Annotated in this window: 19 protein-coding genes; 9 read left to right on the top strand and 10 right to left on the bottom strand. The window is 61.1% G+C overall.

The window, feature by feature from the left end:
* Nucleotides 1-224: 224 nt before the first annotated feature.
* From C6Y32_RS11380 to C6Y32_RS11365, 4 genes are all read right to left on the bottom strand, one after another.
* Nucleotides 225-1,013: an amino acid ABC transporter ATP-binding protein gene (locus C6Y32_RS11380; RefSeq protein ID WP_105205376.1), complete on the bottom strand. Its 789-nt coding sequence runs from the start codon at nucleotides 1,011-1,013 to the stop codon at nucleotides 225-227.
* 52 nt (nucleotides 1,014-1,065) lie between these two features.
* Complete coding sequence (locus C6Y32_RS11375; protein ID WP_105205375.1) at nucleotides 1,066-1,812, bottom strand: amino acid ABC transporter permease; 747 nt, start codon at nucleotides 1,810-1,812, stop codon at nucleotides 1,066-1,068.
* Nucleotides 1,813-1,856: 44 nt separating this feature from the next.
* Nucleotides 1,857-2,690 (bottom strand): transporter substrate-binding domain-containing protein, encoded by an 834-nt coding sequence (locus C6Y32_RS11370; protein WP_164998245.1) that lies wholly within the window; start codon nucleotides 2,688-2,690, stop codon nucleotides 1,857-1,859.
* 283 nt (nucleotides 2,691-2,973) lie between these two features.
* Nucleotides 2,974-4,431, bottom strand: a complete 1,458-nt coding sequence (locus tag C6Y32_RS11365) for an aminoacyl-histidine dipeptidase (RefSeq protein ID WP_105205373.1) — start codon at nucleotides 4,429-4,431, stop codon at nucleotides 2,974-2,976.
* 340 nt (nucleotides 4,432-4,771) lie between these two features.
* Here C6Y32_RS11365 and C6Y32_RS11360 point away from each other — a divergent pair, with 340 nt between their 5' ends.
* Nucleotides 4,772-5,521 carry a glutamine amidotransferase gene (locus C6Y32_RS11360; RefSeq protein WP_105205372.1) on the top strand — a complete coding sequence of 250 codons (750 nt, stop codon included), beginning with the start codon at nucleotides 4,772-4,774 and terminating at the stop codon, nucleotides 5,519-5,521.
* 66 nt (nucleotides 5,522-5,587) lie between these two features.
* Nucleotides 5,588-6,868, top strand: a complete 1,281-nt coding sequence (locus tag C6Y32_RS11355; RefSeq protein WP_105205371.1) for a M20 family metallopeptidase — start codon at nucleotides 5,588-5,590, stop codon at nucleotides 6,866-6,868.
* Nucleotides 6,869-6,942: 74 nt separating this feature from the next.
* Here the strand turns inward: C6Y32_RS11355 and C6Y32_RS11350 are convergent, their stop codons facing one another.
* Nucleotides 6,943-7,815, bottom strand: a complete 873-nt coding sequence (locus C6Y32_RS11350) for a DMT family transporter (protein ID WP_105205370.1) — start codon at nucleotides 7,813-7,815, stop codon at nucleotides 6,943-6,945.
* Between the two features lie 126 nt (nucleotides 7,816-7,941).
* Between C6Y32_RS11350 and C6Y32_RS11345 the strand changes: the two genes are divergently transcribed.
* Together C6Y32_RS11345 and C6Y32_RS11340 are read left to right on the top strand one after the other, a co-directional pair.
* Entirely contained in the window at nucleotides 7,942-8,820 is an 879-nt protein-coding gene (locus tag C6Y32_RS11345) for a LysR family transcriptional regulator (protein WP_105205369.1), read from the top strand.
* A 137-nt stretch (nucleotides 8,821-8,957) separates the two neighbouring features.
* On the top strand, nucleotides 8,958-9,965 hold the full coding sequence (locus C6Y32_RS11340; RefSeq protein ID WP_105205368.1) for a LacI family DNA-binding transcriptional regulator: 1,008 nt from the start codon (nucleotides 8,958-8,960) through the stop codon (nucleotides 9,963-9,965).
* 329 nt (nucleotides 9,966-10,294) lie between these two features.
* Here C6Y32_RS11340 and C6Y32_RS11330 read toward each other — a convergent pair whose 3' ends face one another.
* Nucleotides 10,295-11,200, bottom strand: coding sequence for an N-acetylneuraminate synthase family protein (locus C6Y32_RS11330; RefSeq protein WP_164998244.1), 906 nt, complete (start codon nucleotides 11,198-11,200; stop codon nucleotides 10,295-10,297).
* 131 nt (nucleotides 11,201-11,331) lie between these two features.
* Here C6Y32_RS11330 and C6Y32_RS11325 point away from each other — a divergent pair, with 131 nt between their 5' ends.
* The gene (locus tag C6Y32_RS11325; protein WP_105205365.1) at nucleotides 11,332-11,979 is read left to right on the top strand and encodes a hypothetical protein; all 648 of its coding nucleotides are present in this window, start codon (nucleotides 11,332-11,334) and stop codon (nucleotides 11,977-11,979) included.
* 504 nt (nucleotides 11,980-12,483) lie between these two features.
* Here C6Y32_RS11325 and C6Y32_RS11320 read toward each other — a convergent pair.
* Together C6Y32_RS11320 and C6Y32_RS11315 are read right to left on the bottom strand one after the other, a co-directional pair.
* Complete coding sequence (locus tag C6Y32_RS11320; RefSeq protein ID WP_105205364.1) at nucleotides 12,484-12,849, bottom strand: DUF4440 domain-containing protein; 366 nt, start codon at nucleotides 12,847-12,849, stop codon at nucleotides 12,484-12,486.
* A gap of 611 nt (nucleotides 12,850-13,460) precedes the next feature.
* Nucleotides 13,461-13,970 (bottom strand): flavodoxin, encoded by a 510-nt coding sequence (locus tag C6Y32_RS11315; RefSeq protein WP_164998243.1) that lies wholly within the window; start codon nucleotides 13,968-13,970, stop codon nucleotides 13,461-13,463.
* A gap of 163 nt (nucleotides 13,971-14,133) precedes the next feature.
* Between C6Y32_RS11315 and C6Y32_RS11310 the strand changes: the two genes are divergently transcribed.
* Nucleotides 14,134-14,691 carry a TetR/AcrR family transcriptional regulator gene (locus tag C6Y32_RS11310; protein ID WP_105205362.1) on the top strand — a complete coding sequence of 186 codons (558 nt, stop codon included), beginning with the start codon at nucleotides 14,134-14,136 and terminating at the stop codon, nucleotides 14,689-14,691.
* Nucleotides 14,692-14,839: 148 nt separating this feature from the next.
* On the opposite strand, the gene C6Y32_RS11305 is transcribed toward C6Y32_RS11310, so the two are convergent.
* On the bottom strand, nucleotides 14,840-15,745 hold the full coding sequence (locus C6Y32_RS11305; RefSeq protein WP_105205457.1) for an SPFH domain-containing protein: 906 nt from the start codon (nucleotides 15,743-15,745) through the stop codon (nucleotides 14,840-14,842).
* A gap of 149 nt (nucleotides 15,746-15,894) precedes the next feature.
* Nucleotides 15,895-16,332 (bottom strand): NfeD family protein, encoded by a 438-nt coding sequence (locus C6Y32_RS11300; RefSeq protein WP_105205361.1) that lies wholly within the window; start codon nucleotides 16,330-16,332, stop codon nucleotides 15,895-15,897.
* A 382-nt stretch (nucleotides 16,333-16,714) separates the two neighbouring features.
* On the opposite strand from C6Y32_RS11300, the gene C6Y32_RS11295 reads away from it, so the two are divergent.
* The 3 genes from C6Y32_RS11295 to C6Y32_RS11285 all read left to right on the top strand — a co-directional run bounded on the left by C6Y32_RS11295 (nucleotide 16,715) and on the right by C6Y32_RS11285 (nucleotide 20,198).
* Nucleotides 16,715-17,401 (top strand): phosphoribosylanthranilate isomerase, encoded by a 687-nt coding sequence (locus C6Y32_RS11295; protein ID WP_105205360.1) that lies wholly within the window; start codon nucleotides 16,715-16,717, stop codon nucleotides 17,399-17,401.
* Between the two features lie 208 nt (nucleotides 17,402-17,609).
* Nucleotides 17,610-19,319, top strand: coding sequence for an amidohydrolase (locus C6Y32_RS11290; protein ID WP_105205359.1), 1,710 nt, complete (start codon nucleotides 17,610-17,612; stop codon nucleotides 19,317-19,319).
* Between the two features lie 12 nt (nucleotides 19,320-19,331).
* Complete coding sequence (locus tag C6Y32_RS11285) at nucleotides 19,332-20,198, top strand: MBL fold metallo-hydrolase (protein ID WP_243562720.1); 867 nt, start codon at nucleotides 19,332-19,334, stop codon at nucleotides 20,196-20,198.
* Nucleotides 20,199-20,217: the final 19 nt, after the last annotated feature.

The raw sequence follows: 20,217 nt of genomic DNA, 5'->3' as shown, positions 1-20,217 counted from the left end.
TCGACGGCTATTCTGCATTTTATGTTAGACCAAACCCGGCGCTTTGTCACCCTGTAAACCGGCGGCTGCCCACTTTTTCAGAGGGGCGCACAATTTGTACGGCCAGTTTTCGCCCACCGGTGCAGTTGCCACCATCTAAAAGAGCAGGCGTACAGAAATAACAGAAAAAGGGTCCCGCCTCCGTCGTTTGGACGGAGGTGGGACCCGGGGCGTGGGAAGTTGCTTCAGCGGTGGACGAACCGCTGTAAAAAAGTGCGGGTATGGGGATTTTTGGGGTGCTCAAAGATCTGCTGGGGGGTACCGTCCTCGGCGATGATGCCGTCTTGCATGAACAGCACCCGACTGGACACCTCGCGGGCAAACTGCATCTCGTGGGTGACCACCGCCATGGTCATGCCTTCGGCGGCCAGCTGGCGCATCACCGCCAGCACCTCGCCGACCATCTGCGGGTCGAGTGCGCTGGTGGGCTCGTCGAACAGCAGGATGTCGGGGTGCATGCAGAGCGCCCGGGCGATGGCTACCCGCTGTTTTTGCCCGCCCGAGAGCTGGTCGGGCCGGGCGTTTTGGTAGGCGGCCATGCCCACCTTTTTTAAGTATGTGAGCGCTTGAGCGCGGGCCTGCTCGCGGCTGGCGTGCAACACGTGCACCGGGCCGGCCATGCAGTTTTTGAGCACATTCATGTTGGCAAACAGGTTAAAGCTCTGAAAGACCATGCCGACCTTGGCGCGATAGCGGTCGACCTGAAAGTGCTCGCCGCCCACCGGCTGCCCGCGGTACAGAATACTGCCGGCGGTGGGGGGCTCGAGGTGATCGATACAGCGCAGCAGGGTGGACTTGCCTGAACCGGAGGCGCCGATGATACAGATGACGTCGCCCCGGCTGATGGAGAAGTCGATATCCCGCAGCACGATGTGGGCGCCGAAACGCTTGCTCAGGTGCCGCACCTGGAGGATATCGGCGGCGTCGGTGGAGGATAGGGGTAGTTCTGCGACGGATAACGGCGCGGTAGCCATGGTGAAAACACTCCTTTTGACCAGGTACTTAGCGGGTGGCGGTCATACGGCGCTAAGCGCCGGGGTCCTCTACCAGCGCATAGGCCCGGGGGCCGGCCAGCTTTTTTTCGATGAGGCGCAAGAGCAGGGTAGCTGCGGTGGTGAGAGCCAGATAGATGAGACAGGTGATGAAGAACACCTCGAAATAGCGCAGATAGGTGCCGGCGGCGGAGCGGGCGAGGTAGAACAGCTCCCCCACGGTGATGACGCTGAGCACCGAGGTGTCTTTGATGTTGCTGACCAGATAGTTGCCGATCTGGGGGATGATGGCCCGCAGCGCCTGCGGCAGGATGACCAGCCGCATGGCCTGAAAGTGGGACATGCCGATGGCCTGCGCCCCCTCGAGCTGGCCGGGGTCGACGGCCTGGATGCCGCCGCGGACCGTTTCGGCCATATAGGCGCCGGTGTTGACCGAGACGATGAACAGGCCGGCGGCCAAGGGGTCCAGATCCCAGCTAAAAACTGCCGAGGCCCCATAAAAGATGACCATGGCCTGGACCATCATGGGCGTGCCGCGAAAGATCCAGACGTAGAGGGCCACCAGGCCCCGCACCAGCCGCAGCAGTACCTTTTGCGGCAGCGGGGTATCGACATCGATGGGGACGGCGGTGCCCACCCCGGCCAGGAGGCCGATGAGCGTGCCCAGTGCGGTACCGGCAGCCGCCAGATAGACGGCGATACCGGCGCCTTTTAAAAAGATGAGACCGTACTGGTCCCAGAGCAGGGCGATCCAGCCGAAAAATGTCTGCGGTGTGTCCATGAGAGAGAAAGCGCCTCCTTAACGCGCGGCGACAGGTCTGCCAGTCAGCGGTTGAGCGGCTGATCGCGGCAGGCGTCATCCATCATTTTTTGCACTTGATCCTGGGGTATCTGGGCGATGGCCTCGTTTAGCTGGCGGCGCAGCTGATCGCTGCCGCGGGGCAGGGCGATGGCCACCGACACGTCTTGGTCGGAGGCGTCAAAGGGGTCTTCTTCGCGCAGGGGGGCGATGGTCAGGTCGGGGTTGGCGATGACCGAGGCCTGGGCGGTGGGGCGGTCCATCAGCAGGCAGTCTACCTTGCCCGACTGCAGCGCTACCAGCATGGCCGGTACGCTCTCGAGGGCGGGCTGCTTGTCGGCGCCGGGGATGGCGTCGATCTGCCGGTACCACAGTGTGTTGAGCATAGAGGTGACCCGGGCGCCCGACAGCGCCTCCAGCGAGGTGGCACCGGCGTAGGGGCCGCTTTTTTGGACCAGGACCACCGAGTTGGAGCGGTAGTAGGGGCTGGTGAAATCCATTGTTTTTTGCCGCTCGGCGGTGGGGGAGATCATGGAGATGGCACAGTCGACTTTGCCGGTAGAGACCGCCATCATCAGGCCGTCCCAGTCGTATTTATAGGCCTGCAGCTGATAGCCGGCTCTTTCGCAGACGGCTTTCATGTAGGCCACCTCAAAACCGCAGAGATACTGGTCGCTGCCGGTGATAGGCACGGCGCCGTGGTCGCCGCTGTCCTGGGTCCAGTTGGTGGGGACGGTCATCCCCTCGAAACCCACCCGCAGCACCTTTTGGTTGCCGGTATCTTTTTGACCGCCGCACCCGGCCAGCGCTCCGAGCAAAAACAGCCCGGCCAGCAGGGCGGACAGGATCTTCTTTTTCACGAAAAGTGCCTCCTTTAAAGCTGGCAGATGGGCCGGCCGAGCCGGGTGCCCGGCGGTGACCATCTGCTCGGGATCGCCTCTATTTTAGCGCCCCGTGGCAGTAAAACAAGGCTTTATGGCAAACCTTAACAGCGCTTTAATTGCCGGGGGCGCTTTCTTAACGGGGTTTTAAATGGAGGGCCGTCTCCGCGCGCCGCATGTGGCCGCAAAAAAAGAGAGGGCTGCCCCGTGGGGCGGTCCTCTCTTTTTTAAACGGGTGCGGCGGCTCGGTACCGGCGGTGCACTACTGCTCGGCCAGCGCCTTTAAGGTGGCCAGGATCAGGTTCCAGGTGCGCTCGAAACTGGCCAGGTCCAGCGATTCGTCGGGAGTGTGGGCGCCGTCGGCGGTGGGGCCGAAGGCGATGATATCCAAGTCGGGCATCTTGTCTTTTAAGATGCCGCACTCCAGCCCGCCGTGGGTGGCCACGGCGACCATCTCTTTGCCGGTCTGCTCTTTGTACAGCTTCATGAACAGCTGACGCAGGGGGGACTCGGCCTCGTACTTCCAGCCGGGCATGGGGTCGGCCGGGGCGATCTCGATATCCAGCAGCTGGGCCAGCGAGCGGATCTCGTCGTCGAGGTGGTCGCGGATGGTGGGGTCGGAGGAGCGGATAAAGTCGGTCAGCTGTACGCCGGTGTCGTCGGTGGTGGCCACGCCCAGGTTGGACGAGCAGACCACCAGGCCGGGCATCTCCATGCTCATGGTGTACACGCCGTTTTTGACCAGGAAGATGAACTCGATGATCTGGCGGCTGTCGGCCAGCGACATCTGGCGCTCGGCGGCACCGGCCTTTTCGCACTGCAGGTACAGCCCGCCGTCGCTGGCGGCCAGCTCGGCTTTGGCGGTGGCGGCGATGTGGCTGGCGATCTCGATGGCCTTATCGCCCTGACCGGCGGGCACGGTGATGACCGCGTCGGACTCGCGGGGGATGGCGTTCATTTTGCTGCCGCCGGAGAGGGAGACGATGTGTACCTCCATCTGTTTTTGGATGCCGTGCAGGATGCGGCCCATGACCTTGATGGAGTTGCCCATCTCGTGGTCGATCATCGCCGCCGAGTGGCCGCCCAGCAGGCCGCGCACCTGCAGCGACACGGTGTCGCCGCCGGCTTTTTCCCAGCGCACCTTTTTGCTGATCTCCTGCAGCAGGCCGCCGGCGCAGGAGACGAATACCGTGCCTTCGGGGCCGCAGTCGACGTTAAGCATATACTTGCTGTGCAGGTCGGAGGTGTCGACCTGCAGGGCGCCCAGCAGACCGATCTCCTCCATGGAGGTGAACACGCATTCCAGCGGGGGATGGACCAGATCGTTTCTGGCCAGCAGGGCCATCATGTAGGCCACTGCCTGGCCGTTGTCGGCGCCCAGGGTGGTGCCGCGGGCTTTGAGCAGACCATCTTCGATGTACAGGTCGAGCGGGTCTTTTTCGAAGTCGTGCGCGGTGCCGGCATTTTTTTCGCAGACCATGTCCAGGTGGCCCTGGATCATGACCGCCGGCTTGTCCTCACAGCCGGGGGAGGCGGGCTTTTTGACCACCACGTTCCAGTACGTGGTGTCGATGCGGGCCTCGAGACCCAGATCTTTGGCAAAGTCGTACACGTACTGGGCTACGGCCTGCTCGTTTTTCGAGCCGCGGGGGATGGCCGAGATCTCCTCGAAATAGCGCAGCGCGTCGGCGGGCTCATAGCCCTTGATCACATATTCCATAGTGGCACCGTCCTTTATCTATAAATGAATTTTGGGCGCCGCCCCGGTCGGGGGAGGCGGTCTGTGCTCCCATTGTACACGAAAAAGGTAGGAATTTCAACGCCCCGACGGCAATTCTGTCTTACCGCTTTAAAGGGGCGTGTCGCGGTGCAGCTGTGCTGTGCGTTTTGCCAGATGGGCAGTTTTTGGCGGCTGCTTTTGGCGGGATTGCCGGTTTTTGCCGCCGGAGGTTGACATTTGCGGCCGGTCTTTTTATAGTAGGGATATTGGAAGTGCTATTTTTTTTAGCCAGGTTGTAAAAACGTTTTTACAACCTGGCCGACCAAAAAGGAGAATTGCTATGGCTAAGACGAAAGTGCTGTTTGTGGGCGAGTCCTGGTTCATCACCACCATTGAGACTAAGGGCTTTGACCAGTTTACCATCGGCGGGTACGAGACCGAGATCCAGCGGGTCATCGACGCGCTGGGCGACGATTTTGAGGTGACGCATATGCCGGCGCACGAGGCGCTCAACAGCTTCCCCGAGACGCTGGAGGAGCTGCAGCAGTACGACGTGATCATGGTCAGCGACGTGGGGGCCAATACCTTCCTGCTCAACCCCAAGACGTTCCAGCGGTCGCTGCGCACCGCCAACCGGCTGGACCTGATCGCCGAGTTCGTGCGGCAGGGCGGCGGCTTTGCCATGATCGGCGGCTACCTGACCTTTATGGGCATCGAGGGCAAAGGCAAATATAAAGGCACAGTCATCGAGGATATCTTGCCGGTGGAGCTGCTGCCCGGCGACGACCGGCAGGAGCACCCGGAAGGCATTATGCTGCACTGCGACGCCGACAAGAGCGAGCTGCTCAGGGGCATGCCGGCCCAGTCGAGCTATCTGCTGGGCTACAACAAGCTGATCCCCAAACCGCAGGCGCAGGTGCTCATCGACTACCAGGGAGACCCCATGCTGGCCTGCTGGGAGTGCGGCGAGGGCCGGGTGTTCACCTGGGCCAGCGACTGTGCCCCCCACTGGATGCCGGTGGAGTTTTGCGAGTCGGACTTCAACAAGACCATGTGGCGCAACATGACCGCCTGGGCGGCGCACAAATAGGCCATATCAGGCTATAGAGGGGCAAAACAGCGCCGCTTGCGGCGGCGGGTGAGGAGGAGCATGCCAATGAGCCAGCTAGACACATTGCGCCAGACCTTGGCGGCGCACAGAGAGGAATACCTGGATATTTTAAAGCAGCTTGTGCGCTGCGACACGCAGTGCATCGGCCACGGTATACTGGGCGGCAAGGAGAGAGCAGGCCTGGAGGTGTACGAGCAGGTGGTGCGCGGCATGGGCGCCCAGGTGCAGCTGGAGCCGCTGGACGAGGACAGCGTACAGAGAGCCATTTGCACCTATAACGACGGCAACGCCGGCCACAACTACGACGACCGCTACAACGTGTATGCCACTTTTGGCAAAAGTGAGCCGGGCAAGCGCTCCATCGCCTTTAATGCGCACATGGACGTGATGCCGGTGGGCGAGCTTTCGTTTTGGGAGAGCGACCCGTTCGACCCGGTGGTGAGGGATGGCAAGCTGTACGGCCGCGGCTCGGGCGACGACAAGGGCGGAATCGCGGCGGCGGTGGCGGCAGTGAAGCTGCTGCAGGACAGCGGTATCGAGATCCCCGGGCAGGTGCAGCTGCACTGTGTCAGCGACGAGGAGGGCGGCGGTAACGGCAGTATCAACGCCGCCATCAAGGGGCACCGGGCCGACGCCTGCGTGATCTGTGAGGCCACCGGCAACAACGCGATCTGGGCGCATATGGGCTTTGTGTTCTTTAAGGTTGAAGTGACCGGCAAGAGCCTGCACTCGGCCCAGAAATGGCTGGGGGTCAACGCCATCGAAAAAGCGTGGAAGCTGGTAGAGGCGCTGCACGAGCTGGAGAACGACTGGCTCATGCGCTACCGCCACCCGCACCTGCCTTCGCCCAGCCTGAATATCGGCGTGATCGAGGGCGGAACGGCCGGTTCGACGGTGCCCGATTACTGCTCCTTTAGCCTCTGTCTGCACTACATTCCCGGCATGATGACCCACGCCGAGGTCATCCGCCAGGTAGAGCAGTGCATCGCCACCCGTGCCCAGGGGGACAGCTGGCTGCGCGAGCACCAGCCCAAAGTCACCGTGTACCAGCAGGGACAGGGTTTTGAGCAGGATGTGCGCGAGCCGTTCCCCCAGGCGGTAAAGACGGCGATGGAGCAGGTGCTGCCCGGCTACGGTGGGCAGTTCATCGTCAGCAGCTCCGGCTGCGACGCCCGGATATACAAAAACATCTTGGGCATGCCCACCCTGATCGTGGGACCGGGCGACGACTCGGTGGCCCACTGCCCCAACGAGTACGTGCCGCTGGACGAGTGGTACGACGCGATCTTGCTGTACGCGCAGATCATCTTGGGCTGGTGCAGCTAGCATAAAAAGACAGGAGGGAGGAGCCGCTGGCGGCCCCTCCCTTTTTTGTGTGCGGCGGGCGATGGGGCAGACCCTCAGCCCCGCCGGCGGGACCCGGTACGGCGGGCACCTGAACGGGCCCCGACCACCGCCCCGCCGAGCATCAGCACCGCGCCCAGCAGCTGGCGGGCAGAAAGGCGCTCCTGCAGAAACAGGGCGGCGAATACCAGTGCCGACAGCGGCTCGACATAGCCGCAGATGGCTACCGAGGCCGCCGGCAGCAGCTGGACAGCGGAAAAGTACAGGTAGCAGCCCAGGCCGGTGTGCACCACCCCCAACAGCAGTACCGGGACGAGGTCGGCCGCCAGCGCCGGCAGCGACAGCGGCGGGCCCGCCCCCAGAAAGAGGGCGGTAGTGAGCGCGCCGGCGACCAGCTGTACAGCGGTGCCCGGCAGACCGGTGATGCTGGCGGCCTTTTTGTCAAAGAGCACCATGACGGCGTACAGTACCGCGGCACCGGCACCACAGAACAGACCGGCGGCGCCCAGGCGCCCCGGTGCGCCAGTACCGGTACACACCAGGCCCGCCAGCACCACCAGCAGCCCGCCCACCTTGGCCCGGGTGAGGCGCTCACCAAACAGCAGCGGCGAAAGCGCCATGACCAGCACGGGGCCGCAGTAGTAGAGCAGGGTGGCCATGCTCACCCCGACTTGCGCATAGGCGGTAAAGAGCAGCACCCAACTGCCGCCCATAGCCGCCCCCGACACCGCCAGATAGAGCAGGTGCCTTTTGTCGGGGCGGTGCAGCCGAGCGCCGGAACAGCCCCACACAGCCAGCAGGAATACGCTGCCGATCAGGGTGCGCAGCAGTGCGATCTGGGTGCCGGGGAGGTCGATAGAGCTGGCTACCACCCCGTTGAGACCGAACAGCAGCAGCGCTGAAAAATACTTTAGATAGGCTTTGACCACGGTGTGTGCTCCTCTCTTGTTGCAGATGTGTTGCAAATGGGATACAGATACCGTATCATATATGAAGAGCATACAAAAGCGAATGTTTCTCATGCACAGTATGAGAAAAACAGATGGAGAATCGCGATGGACACCAATTTGCAGAAATATCGTGCCTTTATCGGGGCGGTGGAATGCGGCAGTTTTACCCGCGCTGCCCAGCGGCTGCACTACTCCCAGTCGGGCATCAGCCGCATGATCGGCGATCTGGAAAGAGAGTGGGGCATGGCGCTGTTACAGCGGGGGCACGCCGGAGTGCAGCTGACTGCACAGGGGGCCCGGCTGCTGCCCTATGCGCGCGAGGTGTGCCGCGCGCACCAGCAGCTGCAGGACCAGATAGAGGGGATAAACGGCCTGCAGACCGGACTCATCCGCATCGGCACGTTTTCCAGCGTGGCCACCCATTGGCTGCCGGGCATCATCAGCCGCTTTCAGCAGGATTACCCGGCTATCGACTACGAGCTGCTGCTGGGCGACTACACTGAGATCGAGGGCTGGATCGCCGAGGGGCGGGTGGACTGCGGCTTTTTGCGGCTGCCCACCCGCCCGGAGTTTGAGACCGTGCCGCTGCAGCGAGACGAGCTGTTGGCGGTGCTGCCGGAGGATCATCCCCTGGCCGGGTGCGACTGCTTTCCGATGAGGGCTCTGTGCGACAGCCCGTTTATGCTGCTGGAAAAAGGGGGCAGAGCGGAGATCGCCGGCATATTTGAGCGCTGTCACCTGACGCCCAACATCCACTTTACCACCTGGGATGACTACGCGATCATGTCGATGGTGGAGAGCGGGCTGGGCATCAGCATTTTGCCCCGGCTGATCTTACAGCGGGTGCCTTACCACATCGCGATCAAGCGTTTGGAGGTGCCGGCTTACCGCGAGATCGGACTGGCGCTGCGCAGCCGCAAGACGGCCCCGCTGGCGGTGCGGCGTTTTTTAGAGTACCTGCAGTACCGGCCCGATATCCGGTAGAGCCGGACCTTTGAGCGGGCGTGCTGCCGATATAAGATATTTGCGCCCGGCGGCGTTACCGTCTATAATAGGACCTGACGACTGCCGGCCGCGAGGCGGGCAATACAGAGGGGCCGGGGCCCCGGCAGGAGCGCAGTATGAAAGAGCAGATCACCATCAAAGACATCTCGCAAAAGGCGGGAGTGGCCATCTCCACCGTGTCGCGGGTGCTCAACGGCAAGGACCGGGTGAGCCAGAAGACGCGGGAAAAGGTGCAGAAGATCATCGACGAATACGGCTATGTGCCCAGCGCGGCGGCGGTGTCGGTGGTGCGCAAAAAGACCAATATGGTGGGGGTCATCATCCCCGAGATACGAAACCCATTTTACTCGGCTATCATCCACGGGGTGGACATGGTCTGCCGCCAGAAGGGCTATAACGTGTGCATGTTTTCGACCGGCGACGAGGCGGCCACCGAGGAAGAGCTGGTAAAGACGGTGGTCAGCCCGCTGGTGGACGGCATCATCGCCGTGACCGCCACCGACGGTGCGGTGTACAGCGACCGCCGCAAGCCGGTGGTGTTTGTGGACCGGCAGATAGACAGCAGCCGCTTTGACAACGTGATTATCGACAACCGGGGCGGCATGTACGCGGCCTGCCGGCACCTGATAGAGAGGGGGCACCGGCGTATCGCCTACATCTCGGGCCCTATGAAGTACTGCAACGGCTATGGGCGCATGGAGGGCTTTACCAGCTGTATGCGCGCGCATGAACTGCCGGTAGATGAGCGGCTGGTGCTGCACGGCGACTGGTTTGAGCAAAACGGCGAGCGCGCCGCCCGTCAGCTGCTGCAGGAGCGGGAGCAGACCGGGGTGACGGCGATCTTGTGCAGCAACAACCTCATCTGTAAGGGCTGCTATACGGCCCTGGCCGAGGCCGGGGTGCAGGTGGGGGAGGAGCTGTCGCTGGTGGGATTTGACGAGCACGACTTCATGCATTTTGCCACCCCCAAGATCACCTATGTGGCCCGCCCCACCTACGAGATGGGGCAGTTGGCCGGCGAGCTGCTGATACAGAAGATGGAGAGCGGCCAACAGTATTTGGGCGAGGAGCGGGTGCTGCCGGTGGAGCTGGTGGAGCAGCAGTCGGTAAAAGAGCTGCGGTAGCGCCTGAGGGCGGCCGACATGGTCGGCAGAAGATGTGAACAAATTGTAAAAACAGCGGATAAAATAGAAAAAAGACGTCTTTGACGAGCAGTCAAAGACGTCTTTTTTGTGCTATGAGCGGGGAAAAAACGGTGACAAATGAATGATATATCGCACGAAAGAGATGGTATATAAAAATGTGTACCAGCGTACTGACGCGGTGGCGGCAGGCGGCATGGTCGGGGACATGAGGGGCCGACTCGTTGCCGCATATGTGGGCGGCCTATTTGTCGCAACTGGAGATACGGCAGAGGCACGGCGCGAAAAGAATATCGCGACCGGTGACGTTACTAAGAGATGAGATCTATGGGATCGCCGGGGGCGTAATCGCGCGGGGCGGGCGCGCTGATGAAAGCGGCGGCCAAAAGGGGCGAGAGACCGCCGCCGGCAGCTACGCAGAGGTCGTCGGCGGTGACGGTTTGGCCGGCGGCAATGGGCCGGGCGGCGGCCAGACCGGTATAGGTGCGGCTGCGCTCGATCAGGTCTTGCTCGATCAGGTCGCGCCGGCCGGTGCCCAGCGCACCACCCAGCCGACGGATGGCGGCGGCCAGACCGGCGAACTCCTCCATTGACAGCGTGTGGGGGAGCGGGCTGTCGAGGTGGACCGGCTTTTGCACCACCTCGGCCCCGATAGCTACGGCGGCGATGGCGGCTTCGATGCTGCGGGTGTGATCGGCGTAGCCCACCGAGCACTGCAGAGAGCCCTTTAAGAGGACCATAGCCCGCAGGTTGGCACGGTCGGCCGGCACTTCGCCCTGACTGCCCGACTGCAACACGGTGAGCGGGCCGGCCTGCAGCTGCTTGAGGTAGCTGGCGGCAGCCTTGAGCTCGGGCATGGTGCACAGACCGGCCATGGCGATAATGGGCCGGCCGGTGGCGGCGGTCAGCTCAAGGGCCTGGGGATCGGCCAACAGATGGCCGGGCAGGTGCAGGAGCGGTACTGACAGCTGGCAGAGCTGCGAGAGAGCGGTGAGATCCCACGGGGTGGGGAGCAACAGCACCCCGGTGCGCTCGGCCTCTTCGCCAAGGGCGGCGATGTGTGGTGCACCGATGGGGCTGGGTGCCTGTTGCTGCGTGCAGAACCGCAGGCTGGCGGCAGTGGCCCCGCACCGGGCGGCCAGACGGATAAATTCCTGCGCCTGCGCGGCGCTGTGATAGCGGTCTTGCAGATCGGCGATGAGTACAGTGGACTTCATGGGGAGGACCTCCTTCGTGGTGGGCGGGGATCGAAATGAGATGCGGCACGGGATATACGGGTTTTCTAAGTGTATAAATCGATATGAAATATACATATTGTATATATCGGAAATGACTGTGGAGAGAGCGAGTGAGAGAAATACTGGGTTTGAGGATGGAACTGGAGATGTGGATAGGAATGGGAATGAGGATGAGGAGGAAGATCACTGCCTGCGGCGCCGGTCGCCCGGTTAGCCGCAGATACTGCCTGTTCTATGCCGCAGCGATGGCCGAGCTGGACAGCAGGGCGGACACCGCAAAGAGGTGCGCGTTGCAGAAATCTATTAAAAGCCATCTGGCGGCAGAAGATGAACAGAGCAGAGCAGTGCAGAGTTTGGTTTTAGAGTGGAGCAGCAGACAAGATTTGGTTACAGCAAAGACGGGAACTGAGCAGAAAGATATGTATAGAAATAAAGATAATATACAAATAGTATTACATAGTAATGCCGGCGCTGACGGGGAAAGCCGAAGGTACAGACAGATGATGTGTAAGTGCGTGTTGTGTAATGGGAGAACCGGTGTATGCACAGACAGCGGGGAGATGATCTTGACAGATCCGCCGGATGCACGGGGCCCAGGAAGAGCGGAGGATCTGGAGACAACAGCTGTTTTAGCGCGGGGGATAGGAAGGTATGGGCTTGCACAGGGGGATGCTGATCGCCCGACGGCGGCCCCTCGTTTAAAAGGAAAGCTGGCGAGTGTCGCTGTGTTGCCGTGTTGCTGTGATACATTCATGTAAAAAGCGGGCCCGTGTATGGTGGAGACCGCAGTATATGGCGCAGGTAGTCGCGCAGTGCGGCGATATAGCGGTATCTGCCGGGCCGTGTGGCGCCTGCAGACGGAGGGAAGAGCGCTGTTTGCCGGCGGCGATCAGAGCGGTAACACTGCCTGATGGGGCGCGGTGCGGGCGGCGCAGACCGGGGGATAGTGTGGCACCGGGCTGTTTTTTGTTGGGCGGAGAGACTGCCGGTAGGTCGGGGAGCGGCCACCACTGCGGCGGGTACAGTTGGACAGATAGGCGGCTGGGCGGCAGGACGGCGGGACAGCTGGGCGGTGGGGCAGTGGGGCAGTGGGACGGCAGGAAAGCGTATCTGTACCGCTCGTTGCCCAGGAGTGCATGAGGTGGCTTTTTATGAGTGAGGGGCCGTGCTAGGCACTGCTGGTTGGAGCTTGGTGGCGCGAGCGGGTATAGACTGCGGGGCATTGTTGCTGGCGAAGAAGATGAGGTGGGCTGGGGTGACAGCTAGGGCTGGGCGATCTTGGAATCCATATTGAAGAGCAGCTTAAAGCTGTCGCCGTGGCGGCCCCAGACGGACGCCACATGAAAAGTGCCGGCCAGGTCCCGGTCGCGGCTGTCCGCCACCTCGGTCTGGAGGACGTAGTGCAGCATGACCTGGTCGGGGCGGGCGTAGATGACCTCCATGTGGGTGATGGCGTAGCTGCTGATAAAAAAGTCGGCAATGATACCGGCGTATTCGCTGCCCAGACAGCGGTAGCCGCCGCAGATCATGACCGCAGACGGAAAGACGAGTTCCTGAAAGGCAGCTGTGTTCTGGTGCAGAACTGCCTCCCACAGAGCGTGTTCCAGCGAAATGACTTGCTCTTCCATATTTCTCCTGACTGGGTTTTTAGCCCTTGGCGGCGCTGAGGCGCTGCTTTTTTATATAGTCTAACGTGGGTGGGGGAGAGTTGTCAAACAGGACTACTTAGGCAGTACCCGGACTGTGGCTGCCGCTGGGTGGCTGGCCGCTGTGCTGGATGGCGGACTTACCGCGCAGCTGCAAATGAAGCGGAAGAAAGGCCCGGCATTTGAGGTAAGGAATAGGGGTACCTGATGGGGGATGGAAAACGACAGAGCGCAGGCGGGGGTGAGCGCCACGAGCGAACGATCTGCCGGGGCGGGACCTCTTGGGGCGCGTGCCGCGTGTAGAAAAACAGTACCCCGATACATGCGAGATGTGGCGACCGTGATGAGGTGATGCCGGCTTATTTAAAAACGGACGGCGCCTATTTGCCCCTGGCGATATGCTTGATGCTGCCGGCCTGTATCTGCTACACGGGCAAGTATTTTACACAAAAATGAAAATGGCGCAAAAGCCGGCACCACCGCAAAATAAACACCAACATCAGCACCAGCACATATCCAGACCTTGGCTGTACTGCTGTGCTGTTTTACTATTATCGGCGACTGTGTTTTGGACGGGCACCTGCCATGGATACCTATTCTGCGCCGGACACAGATGAGACAGCTGTCTCCTGCTCGTTATAGAGCAGGCGGCGGACCTGATCTATCCACATTTGATAGTTCCCCTTTTTGAAGGTACCGCTGTCAAATGGGTATTTGATCGCGGCACCAAAGCAGAGCTGTGTCAGGTGCTTTAGGGTCCAATTGATACCCGACATCCCGTAAGTGGCAAATGGTATCACCGTTTTACCTTCTAAATTGCACTGCGAAATGAATGCAGCTACAAATCCCGGTAGATCCTGTGCCCATACCGGATACCCCAATAAAACTACATCACAGTTCTGCAAATTGGGAATGGGCGTTTGAAAAGCCGGTGCAACACGTGCTTTTCTTTCTTTGGTGACCCGCAGGCAAGAAGTGATATAATTTCCATATGCTTTTTCTGGAATGATCTTCAAAGCTTCACATTGCAGATCCTTTTGAGCCTGTAATGCGATCTTTTCTGTGTTTCCGGAGCGGGAGTAATAGATGATCATTACTTTCATGCGGTGACGTCCCTTCGCAAAAATTGTTTTTTGTTTACAGAAAATTTGTGACTGATCATACGGCATACAACGATGTGTTGTATGATAAGCATAGTAGCTTACAGATCACTTATCAACCGACAATCTTTGCCCTCAGTGTTGGGCCCTAAGGAGAAGATGCAGCGTGAATAAGCAACCCGAGATCACTGCCAAGACAAGAGAGGCGTTTGCCACTTCTTTTTGTACTTTATATGCGCAAAAATCTATCGATAAAATTACGGTGAAAGAGATCACGGCTCTTGCCGGCTATAATAGAAGTACTTTTTATCAGTATTTTGATGATATCTATGATCTGCTAGATTATGTGGAAGATAGCTTGTTGACCCTAATGAAAAAGTCGTGGGAAGTGGAAAGCGGTGCGCTGTTTACCCCCGACCTGGATCTATTGCGCGCGTTTTTTGCAGACAACGAGATATTTTTAAGAGCTGTATTGGGCGATTACGGGAGTGTGCATTTTATTGCTCGCCTCCAAGAGGAGCTGCCCCTTTCCGGATTGCAAAATACTTTTCCCGCGGCCGAACATCTGATGCCTTACCTGATCGAGTTTCACCTCTCCACCTCTCTGGCTCTTTTTCGTGTTTGGCTACGTCGCGGAAAGGACCTACCGGCAGATAAATTGCTTACTTTGATACATGCGTGCTATACAGGGGGCAGCGCTGCCTTTTTAAGATCGTGCAGATGAAGACCGTGTGGGTGGTGTAGACAGGATAGAGGGAAAAATGTGTGGGCGGTACAGCAGCGCAAGCGCGGTCTCTACTGGCGAAAAGATATGTTGACGGGCGATATAAAAAGGCCCGCCACACGGTGTGGCGGGCCTTTTGGCTGGGGGGTTAAGGCTGGATATCGGTGTCGGCAAAGAGCTCTTTGACCGAGGTGGCCAGACCGGCCAGCGACTGGATCTCGGAGGGGATGATGATCTTGGTGGCGCGGCCATCGGCGGCTTTGGCAAAGGCCTCCAGCCCCTTGAGGGCCACCACCTTTTCGTTGGGATCGGCCTCGTTGAGCAGCTTGAGGCTGTCGGCGTAGGCCTTTTGCACCATGACGATGGCCTCCGCCTCGCCCTGCGCCTCGCGGATCTTCTGCTCTTTGACAGCTTCGGCGCGCAGGATGGCCGACTCTTTTTCGCCTTCGGCCACCAGGATCTGGCTGCGCTTTTCGCCTTCGGCCTTTAAGATGGACTCGCGGCGCAGGCGCTCGGCTTTCATCTGGCGCTCCATAGCGTCCTGGATCTCTTTGGGGGGGACGATGTTTTTGACCTCCACCCGGTTGACCTTGATGCCCCATTTGTCGGTGGCTTCGTCGAGGATGGCGGTGATGCGGTTGTTGATGACGTCGCGGGAGGTGAGCGTATTATCCAGCTCTAAGTCGCCGATGATGTTGCGCAGGGTGGTGGCGGTGAGGAACTCGATGGCGGACAGGGGATTGTTGACCCCGTAGGTGAAGAGTTTGGGATCGGTGATCTGGAAAAAGACCACCGTGTCGATCTGCATGGTGACGTTGTCTTTGGTGATGACTGCCTGGGGGGCAAAGTCGACCACCGTCTCTTTGAGGGAGACTTTTTTGGCCACCCGGTCGATAAAGGGGATCTTGAAGTGCAGACCGGTCTGCCAGGTCTGATAGTAGGTGCCGATGCGCTCCACCACGTAGCTGTGGGCTTGCGGCACCACCCGGATGTTGGCGACGAGCACGATGAGCACCAGCGCGATGAGCGCCAGCAGGATGTATAACCACAACATAGGCATAGAGACGACCTCCTCGATCGTATTATGATGGCGGGCGCTAGCGCCCGGTGGGTGCGAAAATAGGCGCGGCCGGCGCCGGAGGATAGAGGCTACCTTATTACAAATTACAAGTTACTGGCTGTAGGGGCGGGCTTAGCAGTGGGCTATTTTTGGACGGGGGATACCAGCAGCTTGACCCCCTCGATATGATCGACCCGCACCAGCGTGCTTTTGGGGATGTCGCTGCCGTCGAGGCTGCGGGCGGCCCAGCTCTGCCCCGAGAGGTAGACCCGGCCGGCCGCTTTGACGTTGGAGATATCCTCGGTCACGGTGGCGGTTTGGCCGATGAGCATGTCGGCGTTGGTGGGCTGGCTGCGGCCCTTCATATACCTGCGGCACAGCGGGCGGGTGGCGGCCAGCAGGATGCCGCTGAGCGCAAAGAACACCAGCAGCTGGACCCAGAACAGACTGCTGAACAGGGAGGTGAGCAGCGCGCCCACCGCCCCGGCGGCAAACCAGATAGAGACCAGCGCGGGAGAGGCGGCCTCGAGCAGGGCGAAGACCACGATGGCGGCCAGCCAACCGATAGCGTAATAGTTCATCTTGAAGACCCTCTTTCTCGCGGGCTGACAGACTGCGGCAGCAGTATGTCCCAACTCGGCGGCGGCCGGCTGTGGGCCGCCGCCTGTTTACATCTACAATGTAGCATAGCGGCATATAAAATGCAACGAAAATCCCCGCTGTTTGGCGCGCCGGCTGTGTGTCCTGCCAAAAGAGCAGGAAAAAATACGGCCCAATACTGTGCGGATATGCTGATTGATGGCGGATTTGTGCACAAATCCACTGCTGGGGTGTAATTGTGGTGGATAATAGCGGTTTTACCGCCATTTTTTCGGCACAAAATCGATTGCGCCGGCGGTATCGGCTGTGTTAGAATATGGGCATACGAGCAAATGCCCACCCAAACTAAGGAGGTTCTTATTTATGATCACTCAGATCTACTCTCTGAAAACTGTTGACGAGGCTCTGGCCTGCATCGAGGTCGGCGCCACCAATATCGGCGTGAACCCCACCGCCAAGAATTCCGGCAAAACTTTTGACGAGGCTCTGGCCGAGAGCAAAGCTATTTTTGACGCAGTCGGCGACAAGGCCACCAAAGTGGCCCTGACCATCGACGACACCGAGGAAGAGCGCACCAAGATCATCGAGACGCTGCACCCGGACATTCTGCACATCTCGGGTGCTGAGGACGACGCCACCCCCGAGCTGGTAGCGGAGCTGAAAGCCAAATACCCCGGCATGAAGATCATGCAGGCAGTGCCCATGACCGGCCCGGAGGCCATCGACAAGGCAATCGCCTTCTCGAAATTCTGCGACCTGCTGATCCTCGACTCGGTGCTGACCGGTGTGATCGGTACCGGCGCGGCCGGTGTGACCCACGACTGGGCCTGGGACAAGGCGATCGTGGACGGGGCCAGCTGCCCGGTCATCATTGCCGGCGGCCTAGGGCCGGACAACGTGGCCGACGCCATCAAGGCCGTTCGCCCCTACGGTGTGGACTCGCTGACCAAGACCAATAAAAACGGCACCAACCTGGGCGAGAAAGACATCGAGAAGGTGCGCCTGTTCTGCGAACGGGCACACGCCACCGCCAAAGAGCTGGGCATTTAACAGCAGACAGACCTTTTATGAGAGCGGGCCATGCGGCCCGCTCTTTTTTTGTGCGGCGGCGCCGGGTGCTGGCGGCTATAGGGAGAATGTGCTAAAATAAGAGAAAATATACCCTGCACGCGGGGCTTTGCGGCCAAAAAAACAGGCTGGCCCAGGCTGGCTCAGGCTGGGCCATTAGCCGCGGATCGCAGACAGGGAGAGTGGGGAGATGAGCGGTGTGACCGACAGGAGCGCGCGCCCGGCGGATGACCGGGGCGATAGGCAGGCAGATACCGTGTTTTTTGGCGGTGTGGTGAGGACGATGGAGCCGCCGGCAGCCCCCAGGCGGCGGGAGCGCGCGCTGCCCACGGCGGTGGCGGTAAAGGACGGGGTGATCGTGCGGGTGGGCAGCGACCGGGAGATATGCGCGCTGGCCGGGCCGCACACCCGCAGTGTGGACCTGGCCGGCCGGCTGCTGCTGCCGGGCTTTCACGACAGCCACCTGCACCTGCTCAGCTACGGGTTGAGCCTGGAAAAGGTGTACCTGGACGGGGCGACGAGCATCGATGAGATCGTGCGGCGGGGCAGGGACTTTTTGCGGCAGAGCGGCGGCCCGCGGGGCGGCTGGATACAGGGGCGGGGCTGGAACAACGAGCTGTGGCCGGGCCGCCGCTTTCCCAACCGCTACGACCTGGACCGCATCAGCACCGATCACCCGGTGACCTACACCCGCACCTGCGGGCACATCATCGCCGTCAACTCGAAGGCGCTGGAGGTGATGGGGGTGACGCGGGACACCCCCCAACTGCCCGGCGGGCAGATAGATGTCGACGAGCGCGGCGAGCCGCTGGGCATTTTTAGAGAGGAGGCCCGGGTGCTGGTGTACGAGGCCATCCCCCGGCTGGAGGTGGCCGACATCAAGCGGCTGCTGGTGCTGGGGGCCCAGCGGGCACTGCGCTGCGGGCTGACGGCGCTGCAGACAGATGACTTTGAGGCGGTGCCGGAGGAGGACTTCCCCCGGGTCATCGAGGCCTATACCCAGCTGGCCCAGGAGGGGGCGCTGCCGGTGCGCGTGTTTGAGCAGTGCCTGCTGCCGCGGCCGGAGCAGCTGCGCCGGTTTTTAGATATGGGCTACACCACCGGCTACCAGGTGGGGCGCTTTAAGATCGGGCCGCTGAAATTGCTGGCCGACGGCTCGCTGGGGGGGCGCACCGCCTTTTTAGACCGGCCCTACGCCGACTGCCCCAGCACCTGCGGTATCGGCGTGTTCAGCCAGCAGCAGCTCGACGAGCTGGTGGAGACCGCCCACCGGGCGGGCATGCCGGCGGCCATCCACTGTATCGGCAACGCCACCATGCAGATGGCGCTTGACAGCATCGAGCGCGCCCAGCTGCGCTGGCCCCGAGCGGACATGCGCCACAGCATCATCCACTGCCAGATCACCGACCGGCCGCTGCTTCAGCGCTTTCGCGCGCTGGGGGTGATCGCCCACATCCAACCGGTATTTGTGGCCGGGGACTGGCACATCGTCGCCGACCGGGCGGGCGAGGAGCTGGCCGCCACCAGCTATAACTGGCAGACGATGGCGCAGCTGGGTATCCCCATAGCCTGCGGGTCGGACTGCCCGGTAGAGCGTTTTGACGTGATGGAAAATATCTACTGCGCTGTGACCCGGCAGGACTTTAACGGCCAGCCGGCCGGCGGCTGGTACCCCCAGCAGCGGCTGACGGTGGAGCAGGCGGTGTACGGCCACACGATGGGTGCGGCCTACGCCTCGTACGACGAGCGGGTGAGCGGCAGCTTATCGGTGGGCAAGCGGGCGGACATGGCGGTGGTGGACCGGGACATCTTTACCATACCGCCCGCACAGATCAAAGAGGCCCGGGTAGTGATGACGGTACTGGACGGAGAGATCGTATATGAGCGAGAAGAGAGGTAGAGACCAGTGGAGATGAAGAGACTGACCGAGCGGGTGTACATGACCGGCCACGACCACGCCACTGACCGGCCGGCGCTGGGCGCGATCGTGGGGGAGCGGGCGACGCTGATCGTGGACAGCGGCAACTCGGCCGCCCACGCCCGCCTGTTTTTAGAGCAGCTGGCGGCGGTGCCGGGGGCCGAGCCCCGCTACCTGGCGCTGACCCACTGGCACTGGGACCACGTGTTTGGGGCCGCCGAGATGGACCTGACCACCATCGCCCACCCGCTGACCCAGCAAAAGCTGCGCCAGATGCAGAGCTACCGCTGGGACGACGCCGCGCTGCAGGAGCGGGTACAGACCGGCGAGGAGATCGCTTTTTGCGCCGAGAACATCATCAAAGAGCACCCCGGTGCGCTGCGGGAGAGCATTGCCATACGGCTGGCAGATATTTTGTATGACGGCCGCCTGACGGTAGACCTGGGCGGGGTGACCTGCGAGATCTTTTCGCTGGGCGGTGAACACAGCGCCGACAGTACCGCTGTGTACTGCCCTCAGGAGCAGGTGCTGTTTTTGGGAGACGGCATGTGCCAGGAGATGTTTGAGGGCCCCTGGAGCTACGACCTGCCGGACTACGAGGCGCGGTTGCAGAAGATCGAGGGGCTGCCCTGTAAGTGGTATGTAAACGCCCACTGGGACCCCCAAAACGCCGATGACTTTGCCCGCGCGGCGGCGCAGATGCGCGCGCTGGGCAAGCTGGTGGGAGCCGAGACCGACAGCGCGCGGGTGTATGCCCAGTACCGGCGGCAGTACGGCGCAGAGCCCGATGAGGCGGCCCGGGAGATACTGGATTCGTACCTGTGGGGCAACCGCAAGCGGGGCCGGCAGCCGTTGCGGTGACCGGTGAAATGTGTTACAC

It is taken from the genome of Neobittarella massiliensis (ex Bilen et al. 2018), from assembly GCF_900289145.1.
In the GTDB taxonomy this organism is placed as follows: Bacteria; Bacillota; Clostridia; order Oscillospirales; family Ruminococcaceae; genus Neobittarella; species Neobittarella massiliensis.
This window is presented reverse-complemented; position numbering and strand designations above follow the sequence as displayed.